Origin of the sequence: Klebsiella grimontii, assembly GCF_900200035.1 — a bacterium.
GTDB lineage: Bacteria > Pseudomonadota > Gammaproteobacteria > Enterobacterales > Enterobacteriaceae > Klebsiella > Klebsiella grimontii.
The window spans coordinates 158,288-183,901 of record NZ_FZTC01000034.1; the positions used below are offsets into that span (position 1 = coordinate 158,288).

At 54.6% G+C, this 25,614-nt stretch carries 23 protein-coding genes and 2 pseudogenes; 8 read left to right on the forward strand and 17 right to left on the reverse strand.

Annotation, left to right across the window (positions count from 1 at the left end; all coding sequences use genetic code 11):
* Positions 1-105 precede the first annotated feature (105 nt).
* The 8 genes and pseudogenes from KOSB73_RS26265 to KOSB73_RS26300 form a co-directional block, all read right to left on the reverse strand.
* Positions 106-315 carry a hypothetical protein gene (locus tag KOSB73_RS26265; protein ID WP_415824416.1) on the reverse strand — a complete coding sequence of 70 codons (210 nt, stop codon included), beginning with the start codon at positions 313-315 and terminating at the stop codon, positions 106-108.
* A 527-nt stretch (positions 316-842) separates the two neighbouring features.
* Positions 843-1,121, reverse strand: a pseudogene (locus tag KOSB73_RS26275) (transposase); the annotation flags it as partial.
* 153 nt (positions 1,122-1,274) lie between these two features.
* Positions 1,275-2,423 (reverse strand): DUF3322 domain-containing protein, encoded by a 1,149-nt coding sequence (locus tag KOSB73_RS26280; protein ID WP_098141239.1) that lies wholly within the window; start codon positions 2,421-2,423, stop codon positions 1,275-1,277.
* Between the two features lies 1 nt (position 2,424).
* A complete protein-coding gene (locus KOSB73_RS31420; RefSeq protein ID WP_322597319.1) occupies positions 2,425-3,771 on the reverse strand; it encodes an SbcC/MukB-like Walker B domain-containing protein in 1,347 nt (448 codons plus the stop codon).
* 1,740 nt (positions 3,772-5,511) lie between these two features.
* Positions 5,512-5,715 (reverse strand): annotated as a pseudogene (locus KOSB73_RS31425) (ATP-binding protein); the annotation flags it as partial.
* Positions 5,712-6,461 (reverse strand): DUF4194 domain-containing protein, encoded by a 750-nt coding sequence (locus tag KOSB73_RS26290; protein WP_207762618.1) that lies wholly within the window; start codon positions 6,459-6,461, stop codon positions 5,712-5,714. The gene KOSB73_RS26290 and the pseudogene KOSB73_RS31425, both read right to left, overlap by 4 nt.
* A 5-nt stretch (positions 6,462-6,466) precedes the next feature.
* Entirely contained in the window at positions 6,467-7,963 is a 1,497-nt protein-coding gene (locus KOSB73_RS26295) for a DUF3375 domain-containing protein (RefSeq protein ID WP_098141243.1), read from the reverse strand.
* 642 nt (positions 7,964-8,605) lie between these two features.
* Complete coding sequence (locus tag KOSB73_RS26300) at positions 8,606-9,994, reverse strand: SLC13 family permease (protein ID WP_049085001.1); 1,389 nt, start codon at positions 9,992-9,994, stop codon at positions 8,606-8,608.
* A 545-nt stretch (positions 9,995-10,539) separates the two neighbouring features.
* Here KOSB73_RS26300 and KOSB73_RS26310 point away from each other — a divergent pair.
* Entirely contained in the window at positions 10,540-11,910 is a 1,371-nt protein-coding gene (locus KOSB73_RS26310) for a pyridoxal-phosphate dependent enzyme (RefSeq protein ID WP_004135812.1), read from the forward strand.
* 10 nt (positions 11,911-11,920) lie between these two features.
* Positions 11,921-13,066 carry a trans-sulfuration enzyme family protein gene (locus KOSB73_RS26315; RefSeq protein WP_004135810.1) on the forward strand — a complete coding sequence of 382 codons (1,146 nt, stop codon included), beginning with the start codon at positions 11,921-11,923 and terminating at the stop codon, positions 13,064-13,066.
* 79 nt (positions 13,067-13,145) lie between these two features.
* Here the strand turns inward: KOSB73_RS26315 and KOSB73_RS26320 are convergent, their stop codons facing one another.
* Positions 13,146-14,045: a LysR family transcriptional regulator gene (locus KOSB73_RS26320; protein WP_004135809.1), complete on the reverse strand. Its 900-nt coding sequence runs from the start codon at positions 14,043-14,045 to the stop codon at positions 13,146-13,148.
* Positions 14,046-14,143: 98 nt separating this feature from the next.
* On the opposite strand from KOSB73_RS26320, the gene KOSB73_RS26325 reads away from it, so the two are divergent.
* From KOSB73_RS26325 to KOSB73_RS26335, 3 genes are all read left to right on the forward strand, one after another.
* Positions 14,144-14,746, forward strand: coding sequence for a short chain dehydrogenase (locus KOSB73_RS26325; protein WP_004135806.1), 603 nt, complete (start codon positions 14,144-14,146; stop codon positions 14,744-14,746).
* 104 nt (positions 14,747-14,850) lie between these two features.
* A complete protein-coding gene (locus KOSB73_RS26330) occupies positions 14,851-15,189 on the forward strand; it encodes a hypothetical protein (RefSeq protein ID WP_004135798.1) in 339 nt (112 codons plus the stop codon).
* Positions 15,190-15,370: 181 nt separating this feature from the next.
* A complete protein-coding gene (locus KOSB73_RS26335) occupies positions 15,371-15,559 on the forward strand; it encodes a hypothetical protein (RefSeq protein WP_004135795.1) in 189 nt (62 codons plus the stop codon).
* A gap of 334 nt (positions 15,560-15,893) precedes the next feature.
* On the opposite strand, the gene KOSB73_RS26340 is transcribed toward KOSB73_RS26335, so the two are convergent.
* The 3 genes from KOSB73_RS26340 to KOSB73_RS31430 all read right to left on the reverse strand — a co-directional run bounded on the left by KOSB73_RS26340 (position 15,894) and on the right by KOSB73_RS31430 (position 19,435).
* Positions 15,894-17,075, reverse strand: coding sequence for an aminotransferase-like domain-containing protein (locus tag KOSB73_RS26340; protein WP_004135794.1), 1,182 nt, complete (start codon positions 17,073-17,075; stop codon positions 15,894-15,896).
* 265 nt (positions 17,076-17,340) lie between these two features.
* Complete coding sequence (gss, locus tag KOSB73_RS26350) at positions 17,341-19,212, reverse strand: bifunctional glutathionylspermidine amidase/synthase (RefSeq protein ID WP_004135792.1); 1,872 nt, start codon at positions 19,210-19,212, stop codon at positions 17,341-17,343.
* Positions 19,213-19,288: 76 nt separating this feature from the next.
* Complete coding sequence (locus KOSB73_RS31430) at positions 19,289-19,435, reverse strand: hypothetical protein (protein WP_305955183.1); 147 nt, start codon at positions 19,433-19,435, stop codon at positions 19,289-19,291.
* Here KOSB73_RS31430 and KOSB73_RS26355 point away from each other — a divergent pair.
* Complete coding sequence (locus tag KOSB73_RS26355) at positions 19,418-19,978, forward strand: DsbA family protein (RefSeq protein WP_004135790.1); 561 nt, start codon at positions 19,418-19,420, stop codon at positions 19,976-19,978. The genes KOSB73_RS31430 and KOSB73_RS26355 overlap by 18 nt on opposite strands.
* Positions 19,979-20,038: 60 nt before the next feature.
* Positions 20,039-20,905: a glutathione-dependent disulfide-bond oxidoreductase gene (gene yghU, locus KOSB73_RS26360; protein ID WP_098141245.1), complete on the forward strand. Its 867-nt coding sequence runs from the start codon at positions 20,039-20,041 to the stop codon at positions 20,903-20,905.
* Positions 20,906-20,940: 35 nt separating this feature from the next.
* On the opposite strand, the gene KOSB73_RS26365 is transcribed toward yghU, so the two are convergent.
* The 5 genes from KOSB73_RS26365 to exbB all read right to left on the reverse strand — a co-directional run bounded on the left by KOSB73_RS26365 (position 20,941) and on the right by exbB (position 24,123).
* Positions 20,941-21,228 carry a DUF2623 family protein gene (locus tag KOSB73_RS26365; RefSeq protein WP_098141247.1) on the reverse strand — a complete coding sequence of 96 codons (288 nt, stop codon included), beginning with the start codon at positions 21,226-21,228 and terminating at the stop codon, positions 20,941-20,943.
* Between the two features lie 83 nt (positions 21,229-21,311).
* The gene (gene yghX, locus KOSB73_RS26370; RefSeq protein WP_064411354.1) at positions 21,312-22,199 is read right to left on the reverse strand and encodes a YghX family hydrolase; all 888 of its coding nucleotides are present in this window, start codon (positions 22,197-22,199) and stop codon (positions 21,312-21,314) included.
* 121 nt (positions 22,200-22,320) lie between these two features.
* A complete protein-coding gene (locus KOSB73_RS26375) occupies positions 22,321-22,815 on the reverse strand; it encodes a TIGR00645 family protein (RefSeq protein ID WP_004105804.1) in 495 nt (164 codons plus the stop codon).
* A 144-nt stretch (positions 22,816-22,959) separates the two neighbouring features.
* Complete coding sequence (gene exbD, locus KOSB73_RS26380; protein ID WP_004135785.1) at positions 22,960-23,385, reverse strand: TonB system transport protein ExbD; 426 nt, start codon at positions 23,383-23,385, stop codon at positions 22,960-22,962.
* A gap of 6 nt (positions 23,386-23,391) precedes the next feature.
* Positions 23,392-24,123, reverse strand: coding sequence for a tol-pal system-associated acyl-CoA thioesterase (exbB, locus tag KOSB73_RS26385; RefSeq protein WP_004125237.1), 732 nt, complete (start codon positions 24,121-24,123; stop codon positions 23,392-23,394).
* Positions 24,124-24,374: 251 nt separating this feature from the next.
* Here exbB and metC point away from each other — a divergent pair, with 251 nt between their 5' ends.
* On the forward strand, positions 24,375-25,562 hold the full coding sequence (gene metC, locus KOSB73_RS26395) for a cystathionine beta-lyase (RefSeq protein WP_004125240.1): 1,188 nt from the start codon (positions 24,375-24,377) through the stop codon (positions 25,560-25,562).
* Positions 25,563-25,614 lie beyond the last annotated feature (52 nt).

Sequence of the window (25,614 nt, forward strand, 5' to 3'; positions counted from 1 at the left end):
CCTGAAGGAAAACAAGGACCTGTGAAAATGTTGCGCTATCAGGCGCTGTTATAGGAGGGCAGAGATGTCAATAAAACGCCCCCGGGCGGGAGCGCTGTGGTGTAATTATGCGACCTTTTTTCGCAGTGAATGCAGACGAAGCGACCAGTTACCGAGATAATGGCCTGGCGTCAGCAAGACGCGACGCCGTTCATCAGACAATGCATCGCCAATAACGAGCTCATCGGCCAACCGCAGAGCAACGGCTTGATATAGGCCATCCCGGCAGCGTGATACATAATCTGCCTGATCCAAAACATCGGCAAAAGCCAACACCGTGCAACCCGCACCGTATGCTGATTCACAGGGGGTGATGAACTGACCTCAAGACTATCGCCCCGACCCAGCCGCATAGGTGCGCAAACACAGAGAAAACATAGCCCACATGCCGGGCTGTTGGCCAACCAGCTCTTCTCAACATGCCAGTAGTAACGTGCAGGGAACCAGTCCGTTATCACATGGTCATAATCATCAAATTTGTATTCGTACGCATAAAGGCCACTCTCTGCATTTTTATGAGTGCTTCCCAAACACATGATGGAGACTTAAAATCCATGCCCGCAGTACCGAAGGTGAGAATTCCGGATTGCGAATATCTTCCCCATTTGATTGAAAATGAATCTGCCCTGTCAATAATTGTCTCGAAAAGACCACTTTCTTCTTTTACCTTTTCCCCCTGACATCGAAGCATCCTTGAAGCATTATCATAGCGTTCTCCAGGCAGTAAGCCGTTTGATGGTTGAGAGACTCATTTGAAATACCGAATGTTTAACACCATAAAACAGATATCTGTACTTCATTCTTAACCGACTAATCCCACATTGTTTCCCGCTGTCTCGCAAGTCGAGATGGATCTTGCGATAGCCATAAACGCAACCGGACTCCAGCCAGAACTGTTTGATTTGTCCTGTCAGCTACTCTTTGTTGATGGAAGAGTCCGGCCCGTATTTCTTTATCCAGGCATAAAGACTGTGGGTAGTGATATCGAGACGTTTTGCGACACTGGAAACAGAATGGCCACGATCAACAACCTGTTTGACTGCTTCAGTTTTAAACTCTTCAGGATAACGCTTACTGCTCATGTGCACCTCTCTTTAAGCTATTTAAATGACTCTGAGGTGTCTGTTAAACCTGTGTCGATTCAATGTGTGGACCTGACTCCACAAATAACGAAACCATAGGCCATTTCAACTCCGGCTTTCCGTGGCAACCCACCCGTAGCCAGCATGCTCCACTTAACTCTCGTTTCCCCACCTGACCAGCGCCTCTTCAACCACCCCCGCAGGCAAAAATTCCTGCTCCAGACGACCATGCGGCAAGTGGGTCAAGTAGCGATAAAAATCGAACTCTTCATCAAGCAAGCCATCGAGTATTGCTTGCTGTGCCTTTACCGGCTCAGGAACGGCGCTATGGCTGGCATATTGCTCAAACAACTCACGGTTCATAAGCAGAACATCAAGCGTCGGACGACAGCGCCTGGCTCTCGCCAGCATCAGTAGCCCCCAGCTATCCATGTCCCCCCAATAGGCAACGCGTTTTTCATCCAGAACAGCGCTGGATAACCACTGCACGTCAAGGCCGCACCCTAAAATCGCGATAGTGTCAGATAACGCTGGAAGTTGATGCAGACACTGCTCATTTTCAATCACCAGAACACGCGACACGGGCAATGCCGTTTCCGCCAGTTCCGCCGTCGTTATCCGGCATTTTTTAAAAGGGAGCAATCCGGGCGATAATGGCACAAGCAAAACCCAGTGGCTGGACTCATCAAAAGCATCAAGAAAGGTGGTTAACCCCTGCTCACTGGCTTCGCCGGAAAAACGCACGTCCAGCAGTCGGGTTAATAATGAAATATTATTCTCGATAAATTTGGTATCCACCCCTTGCCCGGAAAGCAGCCTTAACGGCAGCCCTTTTGCGCAACCGGGCTCTAATCGGCAGGCCAGCCTGGCGGCGCTGATGATATCCTGCGGGCTTTTGTGCCGCCAGAGTGAACGATGACTGACCAACAGCAGATGAAAAATAGGGTCAACCTGCTCAATAATTCTCTCCAGCAAGCGAAATTCCCGACTCACCGTCGCATCTGCCGCTGCGTTGATCCAGTCAGAAGGGCCATTCATGATCCAGCGTAACGGCATTGATACCGGCCCGTCGCTCGCCCGATAACTCACCTCTTCCCATTCCACACGCCCAACTGCGACTTGCCGCCATAACTGCACGTGTTGTAAAACGCGCTGAGCCTGCTCTGCGAATATTTTCGCGGAAGGTTTGCCAATGGGCAGACAGAGCGGCCAGTTACCGGGTGGAAGTAAGCGCTCAGCCCGAAGTTTGGCGTTATCCCACTGCCGGGCAAGCTTTTCACGCAGTTCATCAGGAGAATACATTCTACGCGTTCTCCCGTCGCTGGTAGTGTTGTTCAAGCTCTTCCCAGCTCAGCGATGCCATATTTGAATCCTGACCGCGCCGATGGACGACAATCGCCGACCGGGTATGGTCACGCAGCAGGCGCATTTCCTTATTAGGGGTGATAAATACTGCATGTAAGCCAAATTCTCTAAGCGCGGCAATGATCCTGCCCGCCACGGCATGAGAGCTGCGGGAGAAGGCTTCATCAAGGATAATGGTGCCGAAAAGCGGATAACGGCTCCCCGCAGGACAAAGCGCATAGCTAAGTGATGCAGTCAACACGTAAGACGCGATAATCTCTTTTTCTCCGCCGCTACCGCCCTGCGAGCCAGTACGTGACTCAATCACATTTCCGCTCTGACGATCCATCACCGATACGGCGAACTCCAGACGAAAACGGGGATCCAGCAGCGCCTTCGCCCCCAGGGTACGGTTTCGTTCGCAGGCATCCCGCAGTTGCGCCACCAGCACCTGTAAGGCCTTATAATGGCTCTCGCCGTTATCATCAACAAACCGGGCAGCATTTAGCTGACGCTGTGCTTTTTCAAGCGTGCGCAGGCTTTCATGGACAACTTTTTTGGTATCCAGACGCAGGTAGCGACCCGGCTGAAAATCGACCCTGAACATGGTTTCATTGAGTTCGCTGAGTCGTGCTTCAATCACCAACACCTCATGATCGATATGGCTGAGCAGTTGCGTTACGCCGTCGTCAGACGAACGATTCAGATAGTCAAGGAAACGGTTGAGCTTTTCAGGCAGGGCTTCTTCCGTCAGCTTCTGCAAACGCTGTAAATAGATAGGAACATCGTCCAAATCAGCCCCTGCCTCAACGAGCGCCCCGGTATCCACACGTTTGGCTTCAGACATACGTTTGGTCAACTCAATGTTCAGTCGATGCAGTTCACCTTTAACGCCCTCAATTTCTTGCTGAATTCCCCGCTCATGTTGACGTTCCAGATCGCGAATGTCAGGCAGTTGCTCCAGAGTCACCGCCGGAAAATGTGAGGCGCACAACTCTCGCTCTTCATCCTGCATACCTTGTTGCGCGGTTTGCTGGGCCTTACGTTCTGTGGCCCGGGCTGAGGTGAGTTCTGTATCCAGCCCGTTAGTGACTTTATTGGCGGCTTTGAGCTGCTTATCAAGTTCAAATTCAACCGTTTGAGCCTCATCAAGTTTTGCTTTCGCTACGCTGGCGTCAGAATCCGGGCGGATCAGATTCTCCAGCCGCTCCTTGAGCGCTTCCAGTTGGCTCTTTGCGCCGGGAACATCGATGTTATCGAAATCAATTTGTTGTATTTTCTGGAATGAAATGGCCTGATTTTGCAAAAGCCCCACCTCGCCTTTCGCAAACTCAAGTGCCTTGTTTGCGGTTTTAACCTGCTCCTGAAGCACGGCAATTTCTTTGGCAAGGAAGTTCAGACGATCGCGGTTATCAAATCCCGTTAGCCAGTCTTCATCAAGGCGTTTCTGATCCTGCTTGTCATAAAAACGCTGTTTACCAGACATTAACCCCTGAACCGTCATAGCATGGGGTGTATCACGCAGTTGTTCAGGACTGTCAACACAATGCCTGTCGCTTTCTGCCAGTAATGCTTTGACAGCTTCTCGCCACGGATGATCTTTCCACAACAGCTTGCGGGTAAAGCCATCATCGAAAAACCGGACGGGAGAGTGCGGTAATTTGACCTCCAGTAGCCGCACATGCAGACGGTTGTTGCGCTGGTTTACCCAGCGCAGCGCTTCCGGCGCTGATTCTGGCGAAACAAGAATACGCAGTCTATTACTGCCAACTGCACGCTCAATCGCACCGCGCCATTGCGCCTCTTCCGGTTTAACCTGAATCAGTTCAGCGACGAAAGGCAGTTCAGACTCATCAACGTTCAGCGCTTTTGCCAGCTCGCTGCGAAATGCCTGATAATGGGCGGGAAGGTTAGAATCCGGACGACGCGCGATCTCGGCGCGTTCAGTTTCCCGTTCGCGCAGTTCTACGGTAATGCTATGGCTGAGCGCGCCTTTTTGATACGCCTCTTCCTGCTTCAGCTTTATATCATCAGCAAGCTGCTCACATCGGGCCCCGGCTTCATGCTGATTCGCCTCCAGCTGTAGTTGGCTCAGGTCAGGCGGCAAGCCAAGATTGCGGGTCAACTGTTGATACTGGCGCGCCAGAGTCTCTCGGCTGCCGAGCGTTTTTTGCCAGTCCTTGATACGCTCGTTCAGTTCATCAATATTGGCGCCGCCGACCTGGAGATAGCGCTGCATACAGTCGCTAACCACCTTTTTTTGCAACTCAAGCCGTGACTGGATCTGTTCTTCGCTGGTTTGTGCCTCACCAAGCTCAGCGTTAAGGAGGCTAATCTTTTCTTGCCAGAGCTGGCTTGCCTGTTGTGCAAACCAGATGGGCAACAGCAATTCCAGCGCCTTCCTGTCAGCAAGTTGTCGCTCTTGCTTCTGGTACTTATCCCAACTCAGGGCGACAGGTTGCAAGGACTGCTGCTGTTTGCGCGCCGTTTCCAGCTCCTGATGAATTTCTGTCAGACCATCAAAACTATTGGCTACTTCCGTCGCGCGATCGAAGGCAGAATGGTCGTCCAGCACCAGCTCGCGGAAAATCTCATCAATGCTGTTTAACTGTTTTAACCCTGCCGCCCGGTTTAACAGCGTAAATGCGTTTTCCCCCACTTCGAAGAAATCCCGCAAGCGCGCCAGATACTGCTTTTTATTGTTCAGCCAAATCCAGATCCCGGTCGTCTCTTTTTCCATTTGCTTCAACGACCGTGCGCCACCGTCATGCCAGATATTCAACCAGTGTTCCAGCGTCTGCCCGGAGTTATCGCTGAAAAGCCAAAGCCTTTTCATATCCGTCACGCTGGAACTGGTGGAATCAAACCACAGCAGCGCTCCCAGACGTACCTGCTGCCCTTCGCGTTCCAGCGTCGCGGCAATACCGGTCACGGTTTTACCCGGTCTGGCAATATGCGATTGCCCCTCACCGCCATCGCCGGGTCCGGATACACCACGCACGTAGGAGATAAGATCCCTGTCGCTTTCATGTCCCCCGGTTGAGGCCAGGTTGTAGCGGGGATTGGCACAGAGTAGCGTCATCAAGGCATCGACCAGCGTCGTTTTTCCGCTCCCGGTTGGACCAATAACGGCGGTACCTTCCTGATGGATGGCTGCCTGATGCAATCCATGAAAACCGCCCCAGTTGAACAACTCAATACGAGTGAGAATAAAAGATTCCTTTCCAGCCAGACGCGCTATTTGATTCATGCGTCCTCCTCACTATTTTCTTTTTCTAACGAATCATTAGGGGAAGTTTGTTGCGTAATTTGTTCCCGTAGCCATGCCAGTAATGCCTGAAGATTCATCGGGTCGGCAAGATGAGCAATAATCGGACGAACCACGATCCGCTCATGCGCATCCGGCGACGTGACCAGCCCATGTCCCTTTAATTGATCCAGCAGGGTAAGCAACCGGGTACGCTCTTTTGATTCACTCCCTGGATCACCAAGGTAAATCTGGAGCTGAGGGAGGAGATCGTCGATAACGATCTGCGCCTGGCTGGCGCCCGTTCCACTTTCTTGCTCCCAAGCAACAAAATGCTGGCGCAGTATGGCAACTAATAATGATTGTTCCAGATTAAGCCGTTGCCGTCTCACCAGAGGGTGAGACCACTCATCCTGTTCTGGCGTTTCATCAAGCCTGACTTTGACATACAGCAGGCCGCGGATCTCATCAATGCCGATATCCAGATCGAGAGGTTCCAGAATGCGAGTCACCTCTTCAGGATGGGTCAGTACGACGCGGTACAGATTGGGTTTACTGGTTTCTTCCAGAAGGCCGTATTTGAGCAATTCCTGAGTCGCTTCGCGTATTTTTTTCAGCGTTCGCGTTTCATTATTAGTTGCAGTTTCCTCAACCGACTCATCGGCAACCGCTTCGTCCGATGTTTCTGGTTCACTGCCTGCATTTGCAGCAACGCCCCGGTTAATCAGCCTGTCAAAAAAGCCCGCCATACCTGTTACTCCCAATCGATATCCATTAATGCCTGACTTTCCAGACCGGTAGTGGGCAGATTAAATCGCCAGCGGCGACCTTCCCCATCACTAAGTTCAGCAAATTCACGCTGTGAATCAATAACCTCAATGCCCACTTCTCTCGCCATGCCAATCCATACGGCGAACGTTTCGAGATCGTGAGCCGGGGGCAACAACGCCGCCAGTTCAGCCAGACCAACGGGGCGATTTTCTTTTACCAGAAGCTGCAACGTCTGCTGAATCAACGCCTCACGATCGAGGCCATTGAAAGCATCCCAGAAATCATCACCAATCTGCGTCAAATCCGCCGCATGATTACTGAGATCCAACGTTTGTTCCGCTTCATCATCCACTTCTTTAAAACGTAAACGTTCAATCGCAGGGACGCCCGTTACCGCTACGCCAATGGCAGGAAGCGGAACCTCTTGTTTGCGAATCATCTGGCGCTGCCAGTCGAGTTTTAACGCCTGATTCAGAAATTCGTTAAGCAGATGACCAACGCGGTGGTGTTCAGCTGCAAGACCGGTTTTCATAAAACCGCAGACATCGCGCTCGCTACGGGCGCGAGCCTGGAGTACGGTCTGCGATTCATCGACCAGGCGTTTAACCAGCCAGCGCAAATCGTGGCGCTGTAGGCGGTTAAGCGCATCTGAAGCGGAAGGATGGCTAAGGATTACGCGCAGCCGCTCGCTCATTGCAGTCAATTCAGCTGACTGGCGTAGCTGTTGCTGAAAACTGTCGAAAACTCTTCCTTCCGGCGTATTAAGCAGCGCGTCCTGATCGTTGAGCAGACGTTCTACTATATCGCCGCGATGATATTGCTCACCAATAATGGATTGCCGAAGCGCGCGGTCGGCCTCGCGCCAGGAGTCTTCAACACGGCGAAAGTCAGCCCGCAGGCTGGAAGCTAAGTTGAAGACCTCTCGAATATGTTCAACCGCCTGATGCGTTTCCAGCACCTCAATATGCCCGGCTTCCGCCTCCTGTAATTCACGTTCCAACTCGGCGATACGACGACGTAAGGTTGCAACCCTGTTTGCCGGATTAGGATTAAGCCGGGTTTCCAGGTTTTCAATTTCTCGCTGTACGGTGGACAAACGGGAAGCCGTAGAGGTCATGAAACGATTATCCAGCGACTCAACAAACGTAATCGCGACCTCAAGCGCATCAGTAGCAAAGACACGTCCATCCCGTTCGACAATTAAACGGCGTTTAATCCATTCCCGCAGTTCACGGCTGGCCTGAAGAGAGGGGTTGTCCTGATTAATGTCATACTGTTCCTGACTCACGTGCGCGACAAGAATGCCAGTAAGAGACTGAATCGCTTCCTCAAGGGGGATACCATCATGTGATTTTTCAAACAGCGTTTTCAGGCAGCCCAATACCAGCGGGGCGCGGCGGGTGGCAAGAAGTATCCAGGCTGGATGCTGATTTTTTGCTGAAATATAATTTTCTGTACGCTGCCTTATGTTTTCTTCCATGTAGCAGAGCCTTCAAAATGCTGGTTGAGGTACACAGACTACGATAATTCGCCGTTGCGGACTTTTTCTCCAGTAGCCTGCCTTACTTTGTGATTTTTATCACAATATTTTCTCCAGTGACTTTTCTCTATTATCAGGAAAAAATACCGGAATCGGTGTTCTACAAGTTCAGGCTAAAGTATGAACTGATAACGTCCAGAACAACTTTACAAGGCAGAATGCAGGAATGCGTGGTGGAAAAATGCGGAAATTGTGTTAACTCCCTATGATAAAAAAATAATAACTCTGCCCCATAACAATGGTGAGATTTATGATATGGAACAAATTGCGTGTCGTAAGAGTGGGATAGTGAGTCAATTAAACAACGATTCTTCGTGATAGCCATCACAAAACCAAAGCGATTTTTTATGGGGGCTTTCGTGGGGGCGCCGATTGAGATACATACCCAAAAAAAACCAATAACAAACAGCACGTTAATCGTGAATATGATTCCGAGTCCGGGCACCACTATTTAAAGAACCCGCCCACAAGGCGGGTTTTTGCTTTTCTGCGACCGGACTCTCCATCGAACTGCATTCGATTATTCGCCGCAAGGTAGTCTTCATTTGCAATGATATTGGGTGGAAACTCGCTTATTAAAAGTTATACCCAAAACAACATGCTAAATCCGGTCAAAACGATAATACAGGCGATATTCAAAAACAGGCCGGCGCGCATCATCTCCTGCTGCTTGATATGGCCGGTGGCGAAAACGATAGCGTTTGGCGGCGTCGCCACGGGCAGCATAAAAGCGCATGAAGCCGCAATGGCAATCAATACCGACAGAATCACAGGAGACATGCCGAACGCTTCGGCCACCGAGGCAAATACGGGAATGAGCAACGCAGCACTGGCCGTATTACTGGCAAACTCGGTCAGAAACACCACGAATGTTGCAATCACCAGGATAATAATAAATATCCCCATATGAGCCACCATCCCGCTAATCTGGTTTGCCAGGAACAAGCTGGTGCCCGTCTCTTTCAACACATTACTTAAGCAAATACCACCGCCGAATAATAGCAGCACGCCCCAGTCAGCCGTTTTCTCTATATCCTTCCAGTGAACCACCCGGGCGAAATTGACCAATATAATGGCGCCTAAAGCCACGATGGTATCGAAGGATTTAAAACCGCCCAGCAGATCGTTAATGGGTCCGCTGAAAATCCAGAAGAATACGGTAAGCGCAAAAATAGCCAGGGTGACTATTTTGCCTTTATCCCAATCGACCCGTTCACTATTCGTTTCGAAGGTCCCCTTAAGTTCCGGCCTGAACACGAGGTAAAGAATCGCAATAGCGACAGGCAGTAAGACGATCATTGCCGGGAAACCGAACTTCATCCAGTCAAAGAAGGAGAGCCCCACCTCGGCGGCGGCAATCGCATTCGGTGGACTGCCGACGATAGTCGCCATCCCGCCAATGCTGGCGCTATAGGCAATCCCCAGGAGCACAAACACATAGGTCGAATGGCTGTTTTTGCTATCGACTTTGCTCAGGATCCCCAATACCAGCGGCATCATCATTGCGGCCGTCGCCGTATTACTGATCCACATTGACAGCAGCGCCGTCACGCCAAACAGCATAAAGACCGCGAGGCTCATTTTACCCCTCGCCATCGCTAATACCTTATCAGCAATGACTTTATCCAGCCCCTGCACATGCATCGCCGCCGCCAGAGCAAAGCCGCCGAGGAAAAGAAATATCGTAGAGTTGGCAAAACTGTTTAGCGCCGCCTGGGTATTAAATACCCCCAGCAGCACGGCCATGACGGGAACCATTATTGCCGTAACGGTCACATGCAGCGCTTCCGTTAACCATAATACGGCGATAAAAGCGAGCATACTCAGTCCCATGACCACCTTCGGCTCATAGGGTAGCGTGTTGTAGAGAACGATAAACAGAACAATATCGAGCAAAATGATGATGCTGTTACGATTAAAAAACCACTCGTGGGTATTGGTGGGTAAAGGACTCATGTCGTTTTTATTCATAGTAGCTTCCTTGTAACTGGTTACGACTGAATCATTACATGTATATGTCTTGCAGGTATAAATTATGTTCCTGTTCTGTTAACTGGATCGTACCAGACAATTTTCCGACTGATTAACTACTGGGCAGGATATTTTTGGAAATAGGGTTCCTGATATAGGTTATTTATTGAAGCGAGCAGGAACATCTTATCAGGATTAATTCACTCACCTGAATTTCCGTCGTTGAACAATGCCCCGGTATACCGGGTACTGATATTTTCGCTGGCACCTGAAAGTTGCCGCTGGGAACTATCGATTATTTTCAGCAATCCTTTTCTGAAATAGAGATAAAGCAGCGCGTAAAAACGGATAATTCGGTGAAAAACCCGGCAAAAAAGCTATTTTCTGGAAATCGACACGCCCAGGCGGCTAACAACCTTTCCCTCCGGATGGCTAAAAAGCATCTTATATTCCTTTTTGCTCTTAACGGCAGACAAAAGTTCTTTAAAATGCCAATTTTGCAGCCCTACCATTCAAATCATCTCGATACGAATGGGCAAAATGTTATGTCAGTTTTTCATTCCGTTAGCGACCTGATTGGTCATACTCCCCTGCTGCAGCTGCATAAGCTGGATACCGGCCCCTGCAACCTGTTTCTAAAACTGGAAAATCAAAATCCCGGCGGCTCGATAAAAGACCGCGTCGCGCTATCCATGATTACCCAGGCAGAGCGCGAAGGAAAATTAAAGCCCGGGGGCACGATTATCGAAGCCACCGCCGGCAATACCGGCCTCGGGCTGGCGCTGATCGCCGCGCAGAAAAATTATCGCCTGATCCTGGTGGTGCCGGACAAAATGAGCCGCGAGAAGATTTTCCATCTGCGCGCGCTGGGAGCGCAGGTGCAGCTTACCCGCTCGGACGTTAACAAAGGCCATCCCGCCTACTATCAGGACTACGCCCGGCGTCTTGCCGACGAAACGCCAGGCGCCTTTTATATCGACCAGTTTAATAACGAGGCCAATCCGCTGGCGCATGCCACCACCACTGCCCCGGAAATCTTCCAGCAGCTGGAAGGCGATATCGACGCGATCGTCGTCGGCGTCGGCTCCGGCGGAACGCTCGGCGGGCTACAGGCCTGGTTTGCTGAACACTCCCCTAAAACGGAATTTATCCTTGCCGATCCGGCGGGCTCCATTCTGGCGGACCAGGTCGAAACCGGGCGCTACGGTGAAACCGGCTCCTGGCTGGTTGAAGGGATCGGCGAAGACTTTATTCCGCCGCTGGCCCATCTTGAAGGCGTCCGCAGCGCTTACCGCGTCACCGATAGCGAAGCTTTCGCCACCGCCCGCCAGCTGCTGCAGGTTGAAGGTATTCTGGCAGGCTCCTCTACCGGAACATTGCTCACCGCCGCCCTGCGCTACTGCCGGTCGCAGACATCCCCTAAACGCGTGGTGACCTTCGCCTGCGACAGCGGCAATAAATATTTATCAAAGATGTTTAACGATGACTGGATGCGCCAGCAGGGCTTTTTAAGCCGCCCATCGCGCGGCGATCTCAGCGATTTTATCGCTCTGCGCCACGACGAAGGGGCAACCGTCACCGCCGCGCCGGACGATACCCTGGCGGCCATCCTCGCGCGTATGCGCCTCTACGACATCTCGCAGCTGCCGGTGCTGGAAAACGGCCGCGTCGTCGGCATCGTCGACGAATGGGATCTGATTAGCCATGTCCAGGGCGACAGCCAGCGCTTTGCTCTGCCGGTCAGGGAAGCGATGACCCGTAACGTGGAAACCCTGGATAAGCACGCGCCGGAAAGCGCGCTGAAAGCCATTTTCGATCGCGGCCTGGTAGCCGTTATCGCCGACAACGATCGTTTTCTTGGCCTCATTACCCGCAGCGATGTGCTGACCACCTGGCGTAACCGACTCGAACAGTAAGGACTTTTCAATGACAAATTTGCATACTCTGAGCGTACATAGCGGCACATTTACCGATGAACACGGCGCGGTGATGCCGCCTATTTATGCCACCTCTACCTTTGCCCAGCCCGCGCCGGGCCAGCATACCGGGTACGAATATTCGCGCAGCGGCAACCCGACCCGCCACGCGCTGGAAACGGCAATTGCCGACCTGGAAAGCGGCACGCGCGGCTACGCCTTTGCTTCCGGTCTGGCGGCCATCTCAACCGTGCTGGAGCTGCTGGATAAAGATAGCCACCTGGTCGCCGTCGACGATGTCTACGGCGGCACATACCGGCTGATTGAAAACGTTCGCCGCCGCAGCGCCGGCCTGCGGGTGAGCTGGGTGAAGCCCGACGATCTGGCGGCCATCGAAGCGGCCATTCGGCCCGATACGCGCATGATCTGGGTCGAAACGCCGACCAACCCGCTGCTTAAGCTGGCCGACCTCAGCGCTATCGCCGCCATTGCCCGGCGGCACAATATTATCAGCGTCACCGACAACACCTTCGCCTCGCCGGCTATCCATCGTCCGCTGGAGCTGGGCTTCGATATCGTGGTGCACTCGGCGACCAAATACCTCAACGGCCACTCCGATGTGGTCGCCGGGCTGGCGGTGGTCGGCGACAACGCCGCGCTGGCGGAAAAGCTGGGCTATCTGCAAAACGCGGTTGGCGGCGTTCTCGATCCGTTCAGCAGCTTCCTGACGCTGCGCGGTATTCGTACCCTGGCGCTGCGTATGGAGCGCCACAGCAGCAATGCGCTGCTGCTCGCCGAGTGGCTGGAGCAGCAGCCGCAGGTCGAAAAGGTCTGGTTCCCGTGGCTGGCCTCGCATCCGCATCATCAGCTGGCGCGCAGGCAGATGGCGCTTCCCGGCGGGATGATCTCCGTGGTGGTCAAAGGCGACGATAGCTACGCCGAGCGGATCATTCGTAAACTGAAGCTGTTTACCCTCGCGGAGAGCCTCGGCGGCGTGGAAAGCCTGGTGAGCCAGCCGTTTAGCATGACCCACGCGTCGATCCCGCTGGAGCAGCGGTTAGCCAACGGGATTACTCCGCAGCTGATTCGTCTGTCGGTAGGGATTGAAGATCCGCAGGATCTGATCGCCGACTGGCGCCATGCGCTGCGCGACTAAGCAGATTGCCCGGCAGCAGCTAACGCTTTGCCGGGCCGACAAGCCCCCCATCACATCAGGCCCGCCGCCCGGCAGAGAATTAAGCGGTCAGCCCGTTCTGGCGCTGCCCCTGCAAAAGATGCTCAACAAACCGCGTCAGCTTCGGCAGCGGGCGCAGGTCCTGCCGCCAGAGTAGATGAACCGGCCTCGGCTGTGGAGTATAAGCCTCCAGCACGCGCACCAGTTGGCCGCACTCGAGCGCATCTGCCAGCAGCACTTCCGGCTGCAGCAGCAGTCCGGCGCCGGCGATCGCCGCCGTTCGCAGCGCGTAGCCATCATTACAGCGCAGAACAGCATCGCGCTTCCAGCGGACGCCCTCCTCCGCGCCCGGCAGCTTCCACTCATTGCGCGCGGTCCACACCGTATGCGACAAACAGAGGTGATCGGCCAGGTCCGCAGGCGTTGTCGGCGTACCGTGGCGGGCTAAATACCCGGGCGCGGCGCAGATCGTCATCCGGTAGGGCGCGAGATACTTTGCCACCAGATCGTTATTGCGGATCTCGCCGATACGGATCGCCAGATCGATACCTTCATCCACCAGATCGACCATCCGGTTGGTCAGATCCAGCTCCACGCGCACGTCGGGCCAGGCCTGGAGAAAAGTGGCGGCCAGCGGTGCGATCACGCAGGCGCCAAACGACGTCGGCGCGCTTACCCGCAGCGTCCCCGCGGGCGCGATCCGCAGCCTCTCCACCGCGCTTTCGGCGATGGAAACCTGCTCAAGGACGCGTTTCGCCTCGTCAAAATAGACCCGCCCGGCGTCGGTGAGGCTCTGGCGGCGGGTATTGCGCTCAAGAAGACGGGTATTAAGCTGCCGCTCGATCAGCGCGATATATTTCCCGACCATCACCGCCGACATATCGAGCCGCGATGCGGCTTCGGTAAAGCTTCCGCATTCCACCACCGCAATAAAGGTCTCCATCGCCCGCAGCTTATCCATATTGCAAACCTCAGGTTAGTAATCATTTAACTTTTAGCCAGTTTATCCGATATCTGTTTTATTAAAGAATAGCCTCTCACCCGAGAGAGGAACCTGCTATGAAAATCATCGTTATTGGCGCCAGCGGTACCGTTGGCCGCGCGGTTGCGCAAGAGTTAAGTCAGCGTCATGAGGTTATTCACGTCGGCCGCACTCAGGGCGACTATCAAGTGGATATCACCTCACAGCAAAGCGTAGAGAGCCTGTTTGAGAAAACCGGCCGGGTAGACGCGATTGTTTCCGCCACCGGTAATCTGTTCTTTGGCCCACTGGCAACCATGACCGACGGCGATTTCAACCAGGGCTTACAGGATAAGCTATTGGGGCAGATTCGCCTGGCGTTGACCGGCCAGCATTATCTGAACGATGGCGGATCTATTACGCTGATTAGCGGGATCGTCGCCCATGAGCCCATCGCTCAGGGCGTCAATGCCACCACCGTCAACGCCGGGCTGGAAGGATTCGTTCGCGCCGCCGCCTGCGAACTGCCGCGCGGAATACGCATTAACCTGATTAGCCCGACCGTATTAACGGAATCGGCGGCAGCCTACGACGGTTTCTTCCCCGGTTTTGCCAGCGTCCCCGCCGCCAGCGTGGCTCAGGCCTACCGCCGCAGCGTAGAAGGCATCCAGAACGGACGGATCTATAAGGTCGGCTACTAACCGGCCGCTGCGGGCTGGAATCCCCCTTCCGGCCCGCGACGGCGCTTACATCCTGTTCCATCAACAGTTACACTGGCCCTTCAATTTGCCTTTTTGAACCACTCATGTTGAAAAAACTCGCTTTTATTGCCCCGCTTTTGGCGCTTATCGCCCTGCTTATCTGGTGGTTCACGCCCCGCTACGCCGAAGAGGATGTCGCGTACTACCGCTCCGTCTTCTGCGCGATCGACCATCAGGACAGCCGCGCGTTTCTCCGCGATATGGAAAATATGATTGAAGGCGGCAATTCGGACTATGCGCTACATAAGACCCATTACGTGCCCGCCCTGGGCCAACGGATGCTGGACACCTGGCAGCAGCTCACGCCGGAAGAACAGAAAAGTATCAGCAAGGACCAGCAGCGCTGTCGCCAGCTGATGAGCGAAAAACAGCGTTCGCGCTAAGAATTCGCGCTGAGCAAAACGAAACGCTGGCAGGAAAGGTTAAACAGAAATTATGTTTCAATTGGCTATTGGCGGCGGCAATCATCAATCTGACGCCGGATTGCCCTTATCATAAAAAGTAGTTGATCTGGTATCGACAAGCTCTTATTTTGCTTCTCAGTTTTTCAACGAGATGAAACTGATGCCTACTATTACAGCCAGTAGTATGAAAGAAGCAAAAGAGTTAATGAATTGCGGGAAGTACAAAGAAATCGTCCTCAATTTCGATATCGATGCTGACGATTTTTTCACCCTCGCCACATCCCAGTCAGCAACCAAAGTCACCATCACAGACAGAAATAATCGCTCATCGGTCAACGCAGAAAAATAATAAAAACCCCTGAGGCTCTTCTTATGCTGTTAGCTATTGGTACCGTCGCTGTTGCTTTTCTTTCCGCATTGATGCTGATCTGGCTTGACGATCGCATTGCCGACCAGGATTAACGACCCGGGCCGACGATAAGTCGCAGAAGGCCCGCCTCTGTGTTTCTCTCGCCCGTAGCCAAAGGCTACGGGCGATTCAAAAACCCCGCCCAGGCCATTTTCACGTTACTCATTGCTGTTTTTCGCTCAACGGGCAGACCATGCATTCGCATGAAGATGGGGGGCTTAGAGAAGAGAACGGCAAGGAAGCCCCGCGCCGCCAACGGCGCAGAGCAGGGCGATTACAGCGACTTCGCCAGACGCTCGACGGCGGTCATCAGACCGTCTGCCGACACCGTAGAGTAGGAGAGACGCAGCGTGCGGGTATCCGGGTTATCGTTATAGAACGCTTCCCCAGGCACGTAGACTACGCCGTTTTCCAGCGTTTTCTTCATCCATTCCATGGTATCGAACGGATAACGGAAGCGAGCCCACAGGAACATACCGCCTTTAGGACGGCTAAACTCCAGATGCTCGCCAAGCTGCGATTCCAGCGCGTCGGCCAGCGCCACGCACTTCTTACGATAATCTTCGCGAATCAGGGCAATCTGGCTTTCCAGACGGTTCATGCTCAGGTATTCCGCGGTGATCACCTGCGAGAGCATGTTAGTGTGCAGATCCGCCGCCTGTTTGACGATCACCGTCTGCTGCGCCAGCCAGTCCGGCATGACGATCCAGCCAATACGCATCCCCGGCGCGAGGATCTTGGAGAAGGTGGAGGTATAAACCACCTGATCTTCACAGCCCAACTCAACCGCGTACTGATACAGCGGGCGGCGCACTTCGTCAGTGAAGCTGATTTCACCGTACGGATCGTCTTCAATGATGACGAAGTCGTGCTTTTTCGCCAGCTCTACCAGGCGGCGACGGCGCGCTTCGCTCAGGGTTTTCCCGCCGGGGTTGCCAAACGTCGGCACCAGGTAAACGGCTTTCACCCGGGTGGTTTCCAGCAGGTCGGCCAGTTGCTCCACCAGCATACCGTCATCATCGGTATCGACGCTGAGAATGTTCGCCTGCGCCAGTTGGAAGACCTGCAGCGCCGCCAGATAGGTCGGGCGCTCAACGACGATGGCATCGCCCGGATCGAGCAGCGTGCGGGCGACGATATCCAACGACTGCTGCGAACCGGAGGTGATATAGACATGGCTTGCCGGGCAGGCAACGCCGCGCGCCTGACACAGTTCGCTAACGGCCTGACGCAGCGGCGGATAACCTTCGGTCAACCCGTACTGAAACGCATCGTTAAAACGCCCGTTCATCACCTGCTGCACCGCCAGGTTCAGGCCTTCGGTATCAAAAAGCTCCGGAGCCGGAATGCCGCCGCCCAGGGAGATCACGCCGGGCAGTTTACTGTGCTTGAGGAGTTCGCGGACGGCGGAGGGCTTAAGTTCACCCGCGCGGGCGGCGAGTCGCCGATCGTGCATACTATTTTCCTTTTCTGTCTTGTTGTTGTGATGTTTTATCTATTTTTTACCGATAATTCTCCCGGTCGCACTATGCTCACTGGGGCTACGGGTTCGTATGTTCGGTAGCCCGGACAGATGCGCAGCATCGCCTCCGGGATATTCTTCAGCATCCTGCGGCCTTCCCCCGGGGGCGGCGCGATGCGCCTTGCCCGGGCTACAAATGCCGCAGGTGACGAGAACCGCAGCCCGAATAAGGCGCTCATCGCCGCAATCCGGGCCAAACTTAACGGCTATCTGTGTCTTTTAGCACGATTAACGGCTCAATATCGCTCTCTTTTTTAACCACCAGAGAATCATCTCCGCGCAGGCAGGTCCCGCCGTAGTTACCGCCGACGGTGAAGGTGCAAACCTGGATGTATTTGCCATCCACTTTTGGCAGGCACCACAGCTGCTGGTAGATATTTTTGCGGTCGAAAAACTGGCCGCTGGTTTTATCCAGCACTTCGTCCTGCGGGCCAATCAGGTCGATATTGTTGCCGCAGCGGCCTGAGATAGGCTTAACCGCATAGCCGCTTTCCGCCAGCTGCTCGTTGACCACAAAATCGGTATCCAGAAGATAGCGATGGTTGGGGAACAGCGACCACAGCACCGGCAAAATCGCCTTATTGCCGGGGATGACCGTCCACAGCGGCTCGAAGACTAATACTTCCGGGCGCAGCAGAACGTCTATCAGGCGAACTTCATTATTCGGGTGTCCGGTACGGATCGGCACCGCCGCGTACTCATCGGCGCTGACTTCCCGCACCTGCTCAATGGCGGTTTCCCATGCCCAGGTTTTCCAGACGCAGTTAACCAGACGACCGTCGGCGTCGATCAGCTGCCCGGCGGCATCCCAGCGCAGCTCATCAAGGCCAAACAGAATTTTGCTCTCGAAACCGGCCTGGGTCAGCGAACGCTGGATAAACTGCGCGTGGTAGTTCTCCTCCAGATCCTTATCCTGCATGATGTGCACGAAAGGACGCGCCCGGCTGTGCTTCCACGCCCCAGCCAGCTCATCCAGCAGGTTTTCCGCCGGGTTGTGGCCGGTGCCGTAGTAGCCCTGTTTCAGCCACTGTTCGAGGATCAGCCCGCCTTCGGTATGGCAGGACGCGGAGTCGGCGTTGTACTCATATACCTTCAGCCCGCGCTCATCCATACAGAAATCCATGCGGCCGGTAATCATATGATGGCGACGCCGCTGCCACGAGAGGCGCAGGCGCGGCCAGAGAATTTTCGGAATATCGAACAGCGCCAGCAGGCTGTCATCCTTCATCACCTTGTCGGTGGCGTGCAGGTACATCAGATGCAGCTCGTTGGTGGCCTTGATAAGCTCCTGCTCGGCGCTTTCGGTGATGGTGAAATACTGGTAAGGGTCTTTATTGATGACGTGGCCGTTGGCTTCCACGTAGGCTTTTTGCAGCGAATCTTTCTCGTTGAGCCAGTTGCCGCGGTATTGGCCTTTATTCGGCAGCCGCGCGCCTTTGATGGCCATCGCCTCACCCGGCAGCACCGGCTGCGGCAGGCTGTGCTCGGTATCGGCGGTTTGGATCATCCAGCCGAGGATTTCGGTATCGGCAAAGGTGTCTTTAATCGTGTAGATGCCGTTTTTCACTTCCAGCGTCAGCTCTCGGGTCCACTGCTGGCCCTGCGGCAGCGGCGAGTGAATCACGTTCTGCTCGGCAATCCTGACCTTATTGCCTACCAGTTGCGTAATCACCGCCACGTGGCCAGTGTGCTTAAACTCGCCGCCTTTCTGCCAGATCAGCAGCGAGCCGGCGATCGGCGGACGGCGGGAGCCGTTGGCGAACGCCTGCAGCGGCAGAATATTGTCGTTGACCACCTCGCGTAAAAAACGCAGGGAGAAGATTTCGTAGGCCATGCCGACATCGGTGAAAACAAAACCGTAGGTGAGGAACAGAAAACGGCGCGCGAACTCCACGCACTGCCATTTGTGCCCCATATACTCATTACCGATATAGCTGCGGAACGTGGCGTCATCCGGGTAATCTTGCGGATTTAAGCTACTGTAATTCGAAGAATAAATCGCCACGCCGCCCGGTGCGTAGCCTAAGAGTGTACCAAACGGGGCGTCACTGCTTGTCGAACCTTTGCTCATTTAGCCTGACCTCAAATTAATGCAGCCCGGGCAGTTGGCGAAACAAAACTCCCTCTTCTTATCCTGCCGCAGGCACTTACCAGACAGAGGTGGAGTGATGATACCACTCATTCGATTCGCTAATCGTGCCCTTAAGGAAAATAAGCCTGCGCCGCCGGGCAAAAGTGATATCGTTATTTGAGATAAAAAAAAACAGGAGTCGACAATGAGCACACCTTCGCATCTGACTGCCCAACCGCTGGTCTGGGGGCATGGCCCACGCACCTTTGAGGTGTTCCTCGAACCCACCTGCCCTTTCTCCGTGCGCGCCTTTAATAAGCTGGATGATCTGCTGGATGAAGTTGGCGCGGATAACGTGACGATCAAAATTCGTCTCCAGTCCCAGCCCTGGCATCTGTTTTCCGGCGTCATCGTGCGCTGCATTCTCGCCGCTTCCACCTTGCCGCACGGCCGGGAGCAGGCGCATAAGGTGCTTAAAGCCGTCGCCGACCACCGCGAAGAGTTTGAGTTTACCGACCACTGCAGCGGGCCAAACATGGACGCCACGCCGCAGCAGATTATCGAGCGTATCGAACGCTATAGCCACGTTTCGCTGGCTGCGGCGTTTGCCCGCCCGGAGCTGCAAAACGAGATCAAATGGCACAGCAAGTATGCCCGCCAGAACGGCATCCACGTGTCGCCGACCTTTATGGTTAACGGCCTGGTGCAGGCGGATCTCGGCAGCGGCGACGACGTCAGCGTATGGGCCGCGCGGATTCTGGCTTAGACCGGCGCACCGAAAGTTTAGCGCCACGACTTCAACACCTCACTAAAAAGGCAGATCAGCATGTCAGAGAATAACTACCAGCCACCTAAAGTGTGGGAATGGAAGCAAAACAACGGCGGCGCATTCGCCAATATCAACCGTCCCGTTTCCGGCGCAACGCACGATCGGGTGCTGCCGGTGGGCGCGCACCCGCTTCAGCTCTATTCGCTGGGGACGCCTAACGGGCAGAAGGTGACCATTATGCTGGAAGAACTGCTGGCATTAGGCGTCAGCGGCGCGGAATACGACGCCTGGCTGATTCGCATCGGCGAAGGCGACCAGTTCTCCAGCGGCTTTGTCGAGGTTAACCCGAACTCGAAAATCCCCGCGCTCCGCGACCACTCCACCACGCCGCCGACCCGCGTTTTTGAATCCGGCAGCATCCTGCTCTATCTGGCGGAAAAGTTCGGCTTCTTCCTGCCCAAAGATCCGGCAGGCCGCACTGAAACTCTCAACTGGCTGTTCTGGCTGCAGGGCTCGGCCCCGTTCCTCGGCGGCGGTTTTGGCCATTTCTTCAGCTATGCGCCGGTGAAAATCGAATACGCGATCGACCGCTTTACGATGGAAGCCAAACGCCAGCTTGACGTGCTCGACAAGCAGCTTGCCCGCGGCCGTTTTGTGGCAGGAGAGGAGTACACCATCGCCGACATGGCTATCTGGCCGTGGTACGGCAACGTGGTGCTGGGGAGCGTTTACAACGCCGCCGAGTTCCTTGATGCCGGTAGCTATAAAAACGTGCTGCGCTGGGCGCAGGACGTCGGCAACCGTCCGGCCGTTCAGCGCGGACGTATGGTTAACCGCACCTCTGGCCCGCTCAACGAGCAGCTTCACGAGCGCCATGACGCCAGCGACTTCGACACGCAAACCGAAGATAAGCGCCAGGCGTAACGCTCTGGCCCACCGGAGGCGCCCACCTCCGGTTTTTAGCTTTCCAGCCGATAGCCCGCCATAAAGTAGCGCTGCGCGGTAGACGAATTTCCCTCTTTAAAGAAGTCCATCACCCAATCTCTTTCCAGACCGTAGCGACGGGTGAGGATCCCCGCTTCCCAGGCGCTAAGCTGGCGATCGCCGGTTTTTTCAAACATGCGGTGCGAGTAGCCAAGCACAAACCCGCGTTCATAGTCGGCGCAAAAGTTCGCCGCATGCGTAGCGGTATCAGCATAGGATGCCTGTAGCCCCGCCATTAAGCCTTTACCAAAATGATTTTCCATCGCGCCCTCCCCACCCAATCGCTATATATTAAATTATATAGCGTTTTTTTAAGCGAGCGGTAGCGCTATTTCTGACGAGTTCGCTAACGTAAATACCGTTCAAACCATGCCAGCGTGCGTTGCCAGGCCAGGTCAGCCGCAGCCCGATCGTATCGCGGCGTGGAATCATTATGAAAGCCGTGATTCACGCCCTGATAGAGATAGGCCTCGTAAACTTTATTATGCGCCTTCAGCGCCTGTTCATAGGCGGGCCAGCCTTCATTAATGCCGCTATCGAGGCCGGCATAGTGCAGCAGCAGCGGCGCTTTAATTTTATCGACCTCCTTCAATGGCGGCTGGCGGCCGTAAAACGGCACCGCGCAGGCCAGCTCCGGGATAGCCACCGCCGCCGCGTTGCTGACGCCGCCGCCGTAGCAAAAACCGGTGATACCGACCTTCCCCGTCGCCTGCGGATGCTTCGCCATAAACGCGACCGCCGCAAAGAAATCATTCATCAGCTTCACGGGATCGACTTTCTGCTGCAGCGCGCGGCCTTCATCATCATTCCCCGGATAGCCGCCGACGGAGCTCAGGCCATCCGGCGCCAGCGCGATATAGCCCGCTTTCGCCACCCGCCGGGCAACGTCTTCAATATAGGGATTCAGGCCGCGGTTCTCATGAACCACCACCACGGCAGGCGCTTTGTCGGCTATTTTCGCCGGCATCACCTGATAAGCCCGCACTTCGCCGTGGCCGTCAGGAGAGGGATAATGAATATACTCCGGGCGGATATCCGGGTCGGTGAACGGTACCTGCTCTGCCAGAGCATAGTCGGGCTTCAGCAGATTAAACAGCGCCAGCGCGGTCATCCCGCCGACGGTATATTTCCCCGCCAGCTGGAGAAACTCGCGTTTGCTGATTTTGCCGTGGGCGTAGTAGTCATAGTATTCGAGCAGCTGCTGCGGGAAATCTTTGGCCGTTAATCGCGTCATCACCCTGCCTCCGTTGTTAAGCGCCCTTTAAGCAAAGCAGAAGCCCGGACATACGCCAGCGCAGAAAAGCAGAAACGGGGAGTAAAAAGCCCAGCGGCCAACGCCGCCGGGAGAGAAGGGATCAGTGTTTCACTTTGGTCAGACGATCGAGGTAGCCCATCACAAAGGCTGACAGCACAAAGGTCAGGTGGATGATGACGTACCACATCAGCTTATTGTCCGGGACGTTTTTCGCGTCCATAAACACCCGCAGCAGGTGAATAGAGGAGATCGCCACGATGGAGGCGGCCACCTTATTTTTCAGCGAAGTGGCGTCCATTTTGCCCAGCCAGCTGAGCTTCTCCTTACCTTCGTTGATATCCAGCTGCGAGACAAAATTTTCATAGCCGGAGAACATCACCATCACCAGCAGACCGCCCACCAGGGTCATATCCACCAGCGACAGCAGGGTCAGAATCATATCCGACTCACTGACGCTGAAAATATGCGGCAGTATGTGGAAGATCTCCTGAAAAAATTTGATCGTCAGCGCAATCAAACCGAGCGAAAGGCCAAAATAAACCGGCGCCAGCAGCCAGCGCGAGGCGTACATAGCATTTTCCAGAAAGCGTTCCATAAGATCCTGTCAGTTAACATAAACGACCGCCATTATACCGCAACAGGGTAACGTTATAGCAACAGTCGTCCAACATGAGAGCGATTCGAGGAGATAAAAAAGGCTGGCGCAAGGCCAGCCTGGGAGATGAGTCGGTATAAGGGGTTACTTGGCTTTGACGGTCTCTTCGCCCACCAGGCCAATCTTCAGATAGCCCGCCTGGTGCAGGGTATCCATGACCTTCATCATCGTCTCGTAGTCCACGGTTTTATCCGCGCGGAAGAAGACGGTGGTATCTTTCTTGCCTTCGGTCAGGGCATCCAGGGACGCAATCATGCTCTCTTCGGTGATGGGGTCATTACCGAGGAACATGGTTTTGTCCGCCTTCACCGACAGGTAGATCGGTTTTTCCGGGCGCGGCTGCGGCTGGCTGGAAGAAGCCGGAAGATTCACCTTCACGTCTACGGTGGCCAGCGGCGCCGCCACCATAAAGATGATCAGCAGCACCAGCATGACGTCGATAAACGGCGTCACGTTGATGTCGTGCATTTCACCGTTATCATCGAGGTTTTCGTTAAAATGCATGGCCATAAAGCATCAACCTACGCGGAGTTTCTGGGCGGTACGCACTGGCTTAACGCCGCTGGCGCTCAGGTCCAGGTCACGGCTTTGCAGCAGCAGAACCTGGGCGGCGACATCGCCAAGTGAAGCTTTGTAGCTGGCAATCATACGGGCGAAAATGTTGTAGATGACCACCGCCGGAATCGCAGCGAACAGGCCAATTGCCGTAGCCAGCAGCGCTTCCGCGATGCCTGGCGCCACGACCGCCAGGTTGGTGGTCTGGGTCTGGGCAATACCGATAAAGCTGTTCATGATGCCCCAGACGGTACCAAACAAACCGACGAACGGGGAAATCGCGCCGATGGTCGCCAGATAACCGTTGCCGCGCCCCATGTAACGACCCACCGCCGCCACGCGACGCTCCAGTCGAAAACCGGTACGCTCTTTAATGCCTTCGTTATCTTCAGAACCTGCGGACAGCTCCAGCTCGTTCTGCGCTTCGTTGATCAGTTGGGAAGTCAGGCTTTTCGCCTCGAACGCGTTAGCGATATCGCTGGCCTGGTCGAGAGAGCGTGCTTCGGCAACCAGCTGCTGTTCACGCTTGAGGCGACGCTTGCTGGCCAGGATCTCTGCGCCTTTGCCGAAAAAGATAGCCCATGTGACCACCGACGCCAGAATCAGGCCGATCATCACTACCTTAACGACAATATCGGCATGATGATACATACCCCAAACGGAGAGATCCGCCTGCATCAAATTATTACCCACACTGTATCTCCAGGACGTAAATCACAAAAACTGCGCACAATAATATCAAAACGGCATCGAATTGATAGTGGTTCTCATTAGTATTTACACTGTGCAGTAAATCACGATTATTTTCCTTGCGCTTACGCAGTAAAAAAGTTGCTGACCCCGCCGTTGGTAAAATTTTTACCTGTATCCGCCGCGACCCGGTACATCAACGGGTATTCATGTTAGTTTAGACGTCCAGACGTATAAAAACAGGTTATCTGAACATGGCTGATAAACATCTTGATACTGCGCTGGTTCATGCCGGGCGCAGCAAAAAATACACCCAGGGCTCGGTAAACAGCGTCATTCAGCGCGCCTCATCGCTGGTTTTCGACACCGTCGAAGCGAAAAAACACGCCACCCGCAACCGCGCCAAAGGCGAGCTGTTCTACGGGCGTCGCGGGACGCTGACCCACTTTTCTCTCCAGGAAGCGATGTGCGAGCTGGAAGGCGGCGCCGGCTGCGCGCTCTTTCCCTGCGGCGCGGCGGCGGTCGCCAATACCATTCTGGCGTTTGTCGAGCAGGGCGACCATATTCTGGTGACCAACACCGCCTATGAACCTACCCAGGATTTCTGCACCAAAATCCTCGCCAAACTCGGCGTCACCACCGGCTGGTTCGACCCGCTCATCGGCGGCGATATCGCCCGTCTGGTACAGCCGAACACCCGCGTGGTGTTCCTCGAATCCCCCGGTTCCATCACCATGGAAGTTCATGATGTTCCGGCGATCGTTGCAGCGGTGCGCCGCGTCGCTCCAGAAGCCATCATTATGATCGACAACACCTGGGCGGCGGGGGTGCTGTTCAAAGCGCTGGAGTTTGGTATCGATATCTCCATTCAGGCCGGCACCAAATACCTGATCGGCCATTCCGACGCCATGGTCGGTACCGCCGTGTCCAATGAGCGCTGCTGGGCGCAGCTGCGCGAAAACGCCTATCTGATGGGGCAAATGGTGGATGCCGATACCGCCTATATGACCAGCCGCGGTCTGCGCACCCTGGCGGTGCGCCTGCGTCAGCACCATGAAAGCAGCCTGCAGATTGCCGAATGGCTGGCGCAGCATCCGCAGGTGGCCCGCGTGAACCACCCCGCTCTGCCCGGCAGCAAAGGCCATGAGTTCTGGCAGCGCGACTTCACCGGCAGCAGCGGCCTGTTCTCTTTCGTGCTCAATAAACGCCTGACCGACGCCGAATTGTCCGCTTATCTGGACCACTTCAGCTTGTTCAGCATGGCCTACTCCTGGGGCGGCTTTGAATCGCTGATTTTAGCCAACCAGCCGGAACACATTGCCGCAATCCGACCTGATGCTGAAGTTGATTTCAGCGGCACGCTGATCCGCCTGCATATCGGGTTAGAAAATGTTACCGATCTGCAGGATGATTTAGCGGCGGGCTTCGCGCGTATCGTGTAAAGTGACACTCAGTGGCAACAATAGCGGACGTTTTTTAGAAAAACGGCCGCTT